General features: G+C 37.6%; 10 protein-coding genes. 8 read left to right on the plus strand and 2 right to left on the minus strand.

The genetic code is table 11. The annotated features are described in order from the left end of the window. Positions 1-43: 43 nt before the first annotated feature. From JGH11_RS13340 to JGH11_RS13355, 4 genes are all read left to right on the plus strand, one after another. Complete coding sequence (locus JGH11_RS13340; protein WP_201112602.1) at positions 44-490, plus strand: MarR family winged helix-turn-helix transcriptional regulator; 447 nt, start codon at positions 44-46, stop codon at positions 488-490. 32 nt (positions 491-522) lie between these two features. Beyond that, on the plus strand, positions 523-1158 hold the full coding sequence (locus JGH11_RS13345; protein WP_201112603.1) for a nitroreductase family protein: 636 nt from the start codon (positions 523-525) through the stop codon (positions 1156-1158). 214 nt (positions 1159-1372) lie between these two features. Next, the gene (tpx, locus tag JGH11_RS13350; RefSeq protein ID WP_201112604.1) at positions 1373-1876 is read left to right on the plus strand and encodes a thiol peroxidase; all 504 of its coding nucleotides are present in this window, start codon (positions 1373-1375) and stop codon (positions 1874-1876) included. A 180-nt stretch (positions 1877-2056) separates the two neighbouring features. Continuing rightward, positions 2057-3169, plus strand: coding sequence for a phage portal protein (locus tag JGH11_RS13355; protein ID WP_236263987.1), 1113 nt, complete (start codon positions 2057-2059; stop codon positions 3167-3169). Between the two features lie 94 nt (positions 3170-3263). Here the strand turns inward: JGH11_RS13355 and JGH11_RS13360 are convergent, their stop codons facing one another. Continuing rightward, on the minus strand, positions 3264-4358 hold the full coding sequence (locus JGH11_RS13360) for a TlpA disulfide reductase family protein (protein WP_201112605.1): 1095 nt from the start codon (positions 4356-4358) through the stop codon (positions 3264-3266). A gap of 209 nt (positions 4359-4567) precedes the next feature. Between JGH11_RS13360 and JGH11_RS13365 the strand changes: the two genes are divergently transcribed. Then, positions 4568-5071 carry a DUF6712 family protein gene (locus JGH11_RS13365; protein WP_201112606.1) on the plus strand — a complete coding sequence of 168 codons (504 nt, stop codon included), beginning with the start codon at positions 4568-4570 and terminating at the stop codon, positions 5069-5071. Between the two features lie 253 nt (positions 5072-5324). Here the strand turns inward: JGH11_RS13365 and JGH11_RS13370 are convergent, their stop codons facing one another. Next, positions 5325-5927, minus strand: coding sequence for a DUF4230 domain-containing protein (locus JGH11_RS13370; RefSeq protein ID WP_201112607.1), 603 nt, complete (start codon positions 5925-5927; stop codon positions 5325-5327). Between the two features lie 450 nt (positions 5928-6377). Between JGH11_RS13370 and JGH11_RS13375 the strand changes: the two genes are divergently transcribed. The 3 genes from JGH11_RS13375 to JGH11_RS13385 all read left to right on the plus strand — a co-directional run bounded on the left by JGH11_RS13375 (position 6378) and on the right by JGH11_RS13385 (position 10033). Beyond that, entirely contained in the window at positions 6378-6803 is a 426-nt protein-coding gene (locus tag JGH11_RS13375; protein ID WP_201112608.1) for a helix-turn-helix domain-containing protein, read from the plus strand. Positions 6804-7069: 266 nt separating this feature from the next. Beyond that, positions 7070-7765 carry a porin family protein gene (locus JGH11_RS13380; RefSeq protein WP_236263988.1) on the plus strand — a complete coding sequence of 232 codons (696 nt, stop codon included), beginning with the start codon at positions 7070-7072 and terminating at the stop codon, positions 7763-7765. A gap of 90 nt (positions 7766-7855) precedes the next feature. Further along, the gene (locus JGH11_RS13385) at positions 7856-10033 is read left to right on the plus strand and encodes a hypothetical protein (protein ID WP_201112610.1); all 2178 of its coding nucleotides are present in this window, start codon (positions 7856-7858) and stop codon (positions 10031-10033) included. Positions 10034-10140: the final 107 nt, after the last annotated feature.

Raw genomic sequence — 10140 nt, forward strand, 5'->3', positions numbered from 1 at the left:
ATACTATTTAATTTTACACAATATAATTTTTGTAAATATAATAATGAAGGAAAATTTGAAACTCGAAAATCAGCTATGCTTCCCTATATATGCCTTATCGAGGCAAATAACAGCATTGTATCGTCCTTATCTCGATAAGTTGGGACTTACATATCCTCAATATCTGGTGCTTATGGTATTGTGGGAGCATAATTCGGCTACAGTAAAAAGATTGGGAGAATTACTTTTTCTCGATAGTGGAACACTGACACCGCTTCTCAAACGTATGGAAGCCAATAGACTATTGAAAAGGAATCGCTCGGATGAAGATGAAAGAGTTGTAGAAATCAGCATTACCGAGAAAGGAAAAAGTCTCGAAAAAGAGGCCGAAGTAATTCCTCCTATGATGAAACAACATCTGGATATGACCGATCAGGAACTTGAGCAGATGCGTGAACAAATAAATAAAATATTAGCTGTAACTTGTAATAATATAAGACAGGGTAAATAATCAATCAAACAATTAATATTCAATTATACACAATGAATTTAATAGATACATTACAATGGAGATATGCCACTAAAAAATTTGACCCTACCAAAAAAGTAGATCAAAAATTAGTGGACCAAATAATAGAAGCTGCTTGGCTGGCACCTACATCGTCGGGTTTGCAACCTTTTAAGATAATAGAAATTACAAATCAGGAACTCAAAGAAAAGATTGTACCTATTGCTTACAATCAGCGACAAGTGGCTGAAGGTTCGCACTTACTTGTATTTGCTGCATGGGACAACTATACCGAAAACCGTATAGATACCATCTATAAATATACAACCGAAGATCGAGGACAAGAGCCAAATCGTTATAAAGACTATACCGATCGCCTTAAAAAAAGCTATCTGAACCGTCCGGCGAACACTAACTTCGAGCATACTGCCCGTCAGGCATATATAGCTTTTGGGTTTGCTATGGCTATGGCTGCCGATCTGCATGTAGATTCTACTCCGATGGAAGGATTCGACAGTGAAGCTCTCGATAATCTTTTAGGATTGAAAGAATTGGGGCTGAAAAGTGTGACTATGCTGCCCTTAGGATATCGCGATCAGGAAAACGATTGGTTGGTAAATATGAAGAAAGTGCGTCATCCTAAAAAAGAGTTTCTTATAGAAATTGCATAAAGCCTGCTATTAAAAAACTCTATATAATAAATAAACAAAACGCTCTGTAAGCTTGTTTTCTTTATTATAGTCTTTTCGTTCGGCCCTGAATATGATAAATATACTTCATATTGGATACCACCACAAAACTGACTAAAACGAAAATCGGTGAGCAGATAATAATCAAAGAATAAAATAAAAAGGTTTGAGACCTTATAACTAAAAAAGTAAAATTATGGCAACAGTAACATTCAAAAAAGACATTACAGTAAACACTAGCGGACAACTGCCTGTAGTGGGTTCAGTAGCACCTGATTTTGTATTAGTGAAAAATGATCTTTCGGAAGTATCACTAAAAGACCTTAGAGGTAAAACTGTGATATTAAATATTTTCCCAAGCCTCGACACCGGTACATGTGCCGCATCGGTACGCCGATTCAATAAAGAAGCTGCAAATCTGTCAAATACAGTGATACTGGCTGTTTCGGCCGACCTACCTTTTGCTGCAGGACGTTTTTGCACTACAGAAGGTATCGAGAATGTAGTACCTGCGTCAGTTTTTAGAAATGCAGATTTTGCTAAAGATTATGGAATACTCTTGCTGGATGGCCCGCTAAAAGGATTATTATCTCGTTCGGTTGTAGTTATCGACGCCGAAGGTAAAGTAAAATATACAGAATTGGTTTCTGAAATAACAGAAGAACCAAATTACCAACCTGCACTTGCTGCTGCCAAATAAAGAGGCAGTAGCTGTAACACTCAATAATAGAAAACAGGGTTTATAATTTATTTATAAACCCTGTTCCCATATATAGCCGATAGTGAATGTATATCCTGTTTGCTAAATTTAATTGTTTAGTTTTTCTTTTCCATTTTCATCACATTGTTTGATAATTATCTATACACTAAAAAAACATCAATGCAAAAAAAGAAAAATATGAACTATGCAGTAATCAAATTGTCTCAATCGGGTAAATCGTACCCTACCTTTAGCCGTAACACAAAAGGATGGATAAGTTACGATAGCGACAATCTGTTGCCTCAGAGGATTATAGCACTCAATAATGAGTCGGCGATAAACAAAGCTGTAATCGATAACAAAGTCACTTATATCTGTGGCACAGGAGTAAAAGATGATGAATACTATGGGCAACCTAATCCAAACGATGATTGGGATCAGTTGATTGAGAAAATAGCCAAAGATTATGTAACCTTTGGCGGATATTGCATGCAAGTGATATTCAACGAAAATGGTAAGACTGTGAGCCTTTATCATACCGACTTCAGTAAAATCAGGATAGGGGAGACTAACGAATTTGGTGCTTACCTTAGCTTCTATCTGTCTAACGATTGGCGCAAAACTTATGGCAAGCATGCTCCTGTACAGATAAAAGCTTATGGATCGGAAGAAATGCAAAAGGGAGTACCTTATTTGTTTTATTATCGAGATTACGAACCAAGTCTCGATTATTATCCAGTTCCGCAGTATTACTCGGCGTTGAATTATATCGAGGCTGACGGGTTGCTGGGCAAATTTTATCGAAACTCGATCAATAATGGCTTTGTACCTTCTACTATTATCACCATGCCTAGCAATCCTGCCGACGAGCAGAAGGAGCAGTTTCAGCGCGACATAGAAAATAGTTATGCCGGGACTAACGGTGCAAACAGCATTGTTGTTTTGTGGGGTGAGAGCCAGGAGGTAAAGCCTGTTGTAACATCCTATGCAGCCAGTGGCAATGCAGACCTGTACAATAATGTGGATGAGATTATTTTTCAGAAAATCATTTCGGCACATCGTCTCACATCTCCTACATTAGCGGGCCTTTCAGGGTCGGGCAATCTGAGTGGAAATGCTAATGAGATCACCAATTCGTATGTGCTTTACAATCGGACTGTGATACATCAGCTTCGTCGCAAGATATTAGATACACTTAGTATATTCACTGTAAATAATGGTTATAAAAAACTGGTAATAGATGATCTCGATATAGTTAAAGATCTGGCAGCCGACGGTAAAGCATCGTTATAGATGAATTACATATAAAAAGATTGACCGAGAAACATTCTTATTTCTCGGTCAACCTTTTTTATATTATCTCATTGGTTATTTAAACTAAGCTTTGTTATTGTTTCAATACTTCCGCTACTTTTGCTATCATTGCTTTATCTCGCAGATTGCGAGCCACAATCGTGCCATCCGGCCCTATCAGCATAATATGAGGTATACCGTTTACTCCATATAATTTCTGAGCAGTTTCCTGTGCGTTAAGTATCTGCGGCCATGTAGTCTTATCTTCTTCTATCGCTTTTTTCGAATCCTCCGGCTTGTCCCATACAGCGACACCGACTATTTCAAATTTATCACCCTTATATTTGCTATATATTTCTTTCATATTAGGAGTTTCGCCACGACAAGGTCCACACCAGCTTGCCCAGAAGTCTACTAACACATATTTACCTTTACCCACATAGTCAGACAGAGATTTTTTTGTTCCGTCAGGTTGTTCTACTGTGAAATCGGTATACATCATTCCTTCGGCAGTCTTTTTTAGTAATTCGTTTCTATCTTTCAATCTTTGAACCATTTGCAGTCCTACTATATCACTACTCAGTTTGGCAAATACTGTATCCATCTTACCGGTAGTAGCGCTCATTGCCAGATCACTCGCCACTATCATCCCTATCACATTGTTTGTGTTTGCATCTAGTGCACGGTCCAGTGTCTGATAGTATACCGACATCCACAAAACGTTTGCACTGTCTAGCCTTTCTTTAAGCCGTTGCGGGTCTTTTTCTTGCTCCTTCATTTGGGTGTATAGCTGATAAGATAGTTTCATCAAACTATCTTTTTGTTGATTATAATCGGACAATACTTGATTGAGAGGAGAGCCCGATGCGTTATGTTTTTCAAAATCGACGGTGATTTTTCCTCCTTCCAGAATGAGGTTGGCATATTCACGATCTACGTTAATGCGGCAGTATCTGACAGTATCTACAATTCCTTTGAATACGAATTTGCCGCTGTCTACTACTGTACTGTCCAGATTTTTTCTGAGGCTGTAATCCATCAGATACAGAACTTTGCCATTTGCCGATTCGCTTACATTTCCTTCTACAATGTATTCTGGAGGAGATGGAGGTGTTTTTTTACATGAAACTACTGTGAGCAGGCATCCTGCTAAAGTAAGGACAAAAAATAGTGTAAATTTTGTTTTCATAGATATATTTATCTAAAGGTTAATAATTTATAAAGGTAATGTTTTAATTAAAACTGGGTATCGTATTTATTATAAAACTAATAAACGAGTTACTTTATTGCATTAACAAATGATAATTTATGCGTTTATTAATTAGGGATATAATAGGAATTTTGTTTTATGTATGATTTTTCATCACAAAAAAACATATTTATCTATATCATAAAAAGATGGATAATATGACTCAACTACCTTTAATAAACGAAAAACTGTTTAAACAGCATTCACCGGTAACATCCAATACCGATATTACCGAGTTTGTACCTTATATCGGCATTGCTCAGGAACTTCACATTGCGAATGTGCTGGGAGAAATGCTTATGTCTGAACTTTGTGCCCAGATAGCATCTAATACACTATCGGAAGTGAATAGCAATTTGATATTAAAAATTGCTCCCGCACTTTCTTTCTATGCAGTTTATCAGGCTTTGCCTTTTCATTGGGCTACTATTGTCAATAAGGGAATCACCATTCGCGAGAGTGAGAATAGTAAAGGGATCGATATAAAAGATCTCGCTCAATTGCGCCAATGGGTAAAAAATGATGCCGATCTGCTCAAAGCGCAGCTTGTCGGATTTTTGAGCAAAAACAGTATAGATTATCCGTTGTGGCTGCCTGAAAATCATTGTAGTCCGGAGCCGAAATTTGATAGTGGCTTTTACTTTCGGGATTAGGAGATCGATCCGGTAGTGCGTGAGGAGGGAGGCTTTAAGAGCTTTTCCCTCCTTTTTCGGTAATATAAACGAAAAAGAAAAGGCCGCAATATCACATCGCAGACCTCTTCAACCTTAACACAAACTTTACAAAACTACGTACCTAGAACATGATAGAATTCAAAATGTTCGCGAAAACAATGTTATTGAATGTTAAATATTGTTTGATGCGTCAATAAGACGTAAAACTGTTGGAGGAATATAGATTTCTCTATCAAAAAGATTTTTCCTGATAGCTTTTTCCTCCATCAAAGGTGATGAGTACATGTTCGAAGCCCATGGCTTCCAGTATTGGCCGTAATAGGTTGACTGTATTGTCTCGGCTTTTACTTTCCATATCCAATTTCATGGCCTCTGCCTTCAGTTGCTTTTCGGCATGGCGATAAGCTTCATCGGCTATTTGGGTTGATTCCCACAGGCCAAACTGCATATCGTAGATGCGTGATGCTGAATGATTTATTTTCACATGACATATTTCGGGTGCAGGCAACTTTATTCGTATCGAATCGCCCGATGTGTATATATCTTCGGGTTTCACTTTGGTAAGATCGACACAACATATCACCTCGCCTGCCACTATGAGCGCTGTTTTGGCATTAGGTAGCCACTGGCGCATTTTCTGATATTCTATCAGGTCTTGTATATTGTATTGCAACACTTCCAGATTGCCGAGATTTTCTATCTTCTCTACAATCATATTGTGCGAAACTTTTACTTTGCCGTTGTCTTTTCCATTATTGTCGAAGAGATACATTATAAGTCCGCCGATAAGTATACCTACGGCAAGCATGTTTATATAGCTTCGTTGTTTTACCATTGTGTTTGTTTGTTATTAGTAAATGTAAGTAAAACAGTTATTGCAGGCAAATGTTTTGAGTTTTTTTGACAGATATATACTCCAAATTATAAATTAGTATTAGCCAGTGATAAGACAGGACAAGAGAAGATAATAGAAGGAAGATGGGCAGGAGTGTATCCAGTGAATGTAAAAGTAGAAGCTTCGTTCTCAGACTTGTAAATACCAATACAAAAAGATATAAAAAATCGGGCTGAAACTATTCACATAGTGCAGCCCGTAAAGTAGTGTTGTGAAAAGAGTAATAAATTTTTATTACCTCTATTCACCCGTAAAGGTAATCTCTTGGTTTACTTTTATTTCACAACATATACTTGTATAATACGCTTAATATATTGTAAAACAAAAGGCTATGTTTTGTTGTTATTTTTCTATACATTTGTCTTACATTATAAGTATAATCGCAAAGGAATGAATATAGAACCCGATTTGAACAGGAAAGTCCATCACGGACATAATATAAAACGCTTGCGCGAAATGTTGGGCGTAAAACAAGAAGTCATTGCCATAGAACTGGATATCACACAACAAGCTGTGTCTGGTTTGGAGCAAAAGGAGCTAATAGATGATACAGTTTTGAATAAGATTGCTCAGATAATGAAAATTCCTGTTGAAGCTATCAAGAATATGACGGACGATTCCACGCATAATTATATAAATACATTTAACGAAGCCGTTACAAATCATAATGGTTTCTACAATTTCAATTGCTCTTTCAACCCAATTGATAAAATAGTGGAACTCTACACTTCGAAGATGGAACTGTACGAACGTATGCTTAAAGCAGAGCAGGAGAAAAATGCGTTACTGGAAAAGCTGTTGAACGATAAAAAATAAGTATTATTCGATATAATGGAATTCGGATCTTGTTGAGATTCGGATTTTTTTATGTTTAAATTTATATACTTTTTGAAATTTGTAAAATAACCCTGTATTCCTTATGTGGAAACAGATTTGTATTCTTTTTGTTTAGAGAAAGTTCATAGTTGTATGCCTGTATAAGTTTGGTGTGTTATAATAAAGAGTAGATGACTGCCGTTTTACCAATTGACGAATTTATAGTAATACAGAGTAATAACACTAATCTTAAAAAACGCATGAAAATGTTTCTAAGAAATTTTCTAACGGCAATCTGCATATTTATTGCTGCGGGAGCTACGGCTCAGTCTCGGTTCACCTTTGGAGTAAAAGGAGGAGTGAACCTATCGGAAAGTACGAATCCTTCAAATTCGGATAGTAAGGTTGGTTTTAATGCCGGATTCACAGTCGATTATCAGCTTGCTCCCAACTGGTATCTGATGTCGGGTATAGGGTTAACAACAAAAGGCGTTAAGACGGCTTACAGCAGTTATATTTACAATTATGGTTACGGTAGTTCATATGTAGATCCGTCTTCTTCAGGTTATACATATTATAGTAGTTATTCGGATGTGACACAAAATTTGATGTATCTCCAATTACCTATTCATTTAGGTCATAAGATAGATATAGGAAAAACTACCAAGCTGGTATTTTCGGCAGGGCCCTATGTCGCATATGGAATAGGAGGAAAGACGAAAGGAAACTATTTTGTTTGGAACGACGATCCGACTACCTCATATGGAAGTTACTCTAACGTAGATTACAACTCTTTCGATAGTTGGATCAGGAGGTTTGATGTAGGTATGGGTGCTTCTATGGGAATCGAATTTGGAAAGTTCTCGGTCAATATAGGATACGATTGGGGATTGGTAAATGTTGCGAATGGTATGGAATCCAAAAACAGGAACGGTTCTCTGAGTGTAGGATATAAGTTTTAAGCGATTTTTGTTATTTTATATTAAGCCTGGGTCGAATTACTCAGGCTTTTTTATTGTTTTTTCGCTGGTTTATCTATACCATAAAAGACTATGGCAGAGAAAAAACTTGAAGTTATTATTATCGATAAAGGTGGAGATAAACTGAAAGATAAATTAAAGGATATTAAAATAGAAGCTGTTTCGGCAAAGGAACAAATCCAAAAAATGGCAGAGGAAATCCCCAATGTATCTTCTAAGGTGGAAGAACAGCTGAAAAATCTGAGTGAGAATGGAGATAAACTCAAGCAGCAGGGCGAAATAGCAATGAAAACAATTAAACGGCAATATATAGCGACCGTCGACGAACTTTTCAAATCCTTCTATGGAGCGAATGAGGGTATGACAAAGCGTTTTGCCGAATTGGCTTCACAGTCGTCAAAAATGGCTTTTACGATGGAGCAGATACAAGGACTTAATGAGAAAGCATACAAAACACTGGAGCAAACCATTGCTGCAAAACAGACAGCCAATCAGGCAGAAATAGAAGGACTAGCCAAAAATGCCAAATCTGCCACTCAGGTAATAGAAGCCTATGAAAAAAGAAAGCAACTGATTGCAGAGGAAGCCGAAATCAAGAAAGCCCGTATTACAGCCGAATATGAAGATGCCAAAAAGCAGGGAGGTGACATAGTTGCGTTAGAAAAGCTGAAAGCTGAGAATGTTGCGATGGTAGACAAAGAGCTGAAAGAATCGTTAAAGAAAAACAGCAAGGAATACGAAACAGCTGCAAAGGCTTTTAACGACAAGCTTTATAATAGTTTTACCGAAAATGTAGAAGTATATGAAAAACATGTTTCGCGTAAGACAAAAAAGATGGTCAACGAAGCCGCGGCTTCGGCAGAGAAGATATTGGGACTCTCGAAAGGTGCACTGAATGGTATTGCCAAAGTGGCAATGGAAGCCGAAACTGCAAATCAGAAAGCAGCTGAAGCAACTAAACAAACTGCAACCGAAGCGGGAAAAACGGCCGAAGAAACAAAGAAAATCATAGATGTGGATGCCACACGTAAAAAAGTGGACATGTCTATCGAAGCATTAAAGCATTATCAGGCAGCTCTGAGAGATAATGGGCGTTCTGTTATTGAAGAATATGATAAAGAGATTGCAGCCGCAGCAGATAATATAGAAAAAAGAAAAGAGATAGAAGCTAAAAAAGCAGAAGCCGTAAAATACTACGGAAGCGAATTGATAAAGGTTAGCCAATCAATAACAGCAGCCAATAAGAAAGAGCAAGATCTCGACCTCATTCAGTGGCAGCAGTATATGGGAAAGATGCAATCTATGGCAGAGAGTGTGAAAGGAACGTTGACGAGTATCGGCGACTATTTCAGTACAGCTTTTACTTCTATTAGTAATATATATAAGGCGGAGATTGCAGGGATAGATGAGGAATTGACACAATTGAAAAATGAAAATGCGGGGTTTACTCAAGATTATGCAAATAGGGCTCAAGAAATAGCAGCAATTGATGCAGAAATATCATTAAGACAGAAAGAAAATGCAAATGCAGATATTTCTGTACTAAAAGAAAAAAGAGATGTAGAACAAAAAATACAAGATGATAGTTTAACTAAAAAGCATGAAATAGAAGCAAAAGAAAGAGAGCTTCAAGCTAAAAAAGCTAAAGAACAGGAAAAACAAGAAAAAATAGAAAAACTTAAGCGCAAGGCCGAACTGCTAAAAAGCATAGGCGAAGGTATATTCAATATTGCACAGGGGGCAACCAAAGCATTATCTTACGGACCTATCCTCGGACCTATTCTTGCGGCTGTAGTTGCAGCAGCCGGAGCTATACAGATCGGTATTATGACAAAGCAACTCGCTAAGTTTGCGGATGGAGGACTACTCAATGGCAAGCGTCACTCGGAAGGAGGCATGCGCATCGAAGGTACAAATATAGAAGTAGAAGGCGGCGAATATGTCGTTAATCGTGAATCTACAAGTAAGAATCTAGGCTTGGTTCGTTATATCAATTCACAGAGTAAAGAGCTTACGCCTACAGATATTAACGGCTTCTTCTCCAAAGCCTCGCAAGGCTACGAACCTCCGTTTCGCCGTATGTTTGAAGCAGGCGGACAGATGCCTGCCATAAGCAGTCCGAACACGATAGACAATGATGCTCTGGTAGATGCTATTAAATCTATTAAGATTGCCCCTAAGGTTGCTGTAACCGATATTTTACGTGTACAGGATGAAATGGTGCAAGTTGATAGCTGGTCGGGAAATTAATTGTATTAGTTTGCTGGGGATTATAAGTTCCCAGCAAGCAAAGAGTACTTTCCATCGTATTCTCTATAAAGAGTATATACAGCAGAGTCATAAAATTTGTTTCCTGG

This window comes from Dysgonomonas sp. Marseille-P4677, from assembly GCF_016652235.1.
GTDB lineage: Bacteria > Bacteroidota > Bacteroidia > Bacteroidales > Dysgonomonadaceae > Dysgonomonas.

Bases quoted from the DNA above. Each gene is read 5' to 3' on its own strand.
- JGH11_RS13380 (WP_236263988.1), top strand. From the start codon at position 7,070: ATGTTTCTAAGAAATTTTCTAACGGCAATCTGCATATTTATTGCTGCG.
- JGH11_RS13355 (WP_236263987.1), top strand. From the start codon at position 2,057: ATGCAAAAAAAGAAAAATATGAACTATGCAGTAATCAAATTGTCTCAA.
- JGH11_RS13370 (WP_201112607.1), bottom strand. From the start codon at position 5,927: ATGGTAAAACAACGAAGCTATATAAACATGCTTGCCGTAGGTATACTT.
- JGH11_RS13340 (WP_201112602.1), top strand. From the start codon at position 44: ATGAAGGAAAATTTGAAACTCGAAAATCAGCTATGCTTCCCTATATAT.
- JGH11_RS13375 (WP_201112608.1), top strand. From the start codon at position 6,378: ATGAATATAGAACCCGATTTGAACAGGAAAGTCCATCACGGACATAAT.
- JGH11_RS13360 (WP_201112605.1), bottom strand. From the start codon at position 4,358: ATGAAAACAAAATTTACACTATTTTTTGTCCTTACTTTAGCAGGATGC.
- JGH11_RS13345 (WP_201112603.1), top strand. From the start codon at position 523: ATGAATTTAATAGATACATTACAATGGAGATATGCCACTAAAAAATTT.
- tpx (WP_201112604.1), top strand. From the start codon at position 1,373: ATGGCAACAGTAACATTCAAAAAAGACATTACAGTAAACACTAGCGGA.
- JGH11_RS13385 (WP_201112610.1), top strand. From the start codon at position 7,856: ATGGCAGAGAAAAAACTTGAAGTTATTATTATCGATAAAGGTGGAGAT.
- JGH11_RS13365 (WP_201112606.1), top strand. From the start codon at position 4,568: ATGGATAATATGACTCAACTACCTTTAATAAACGAAAAACTGTTTAAA.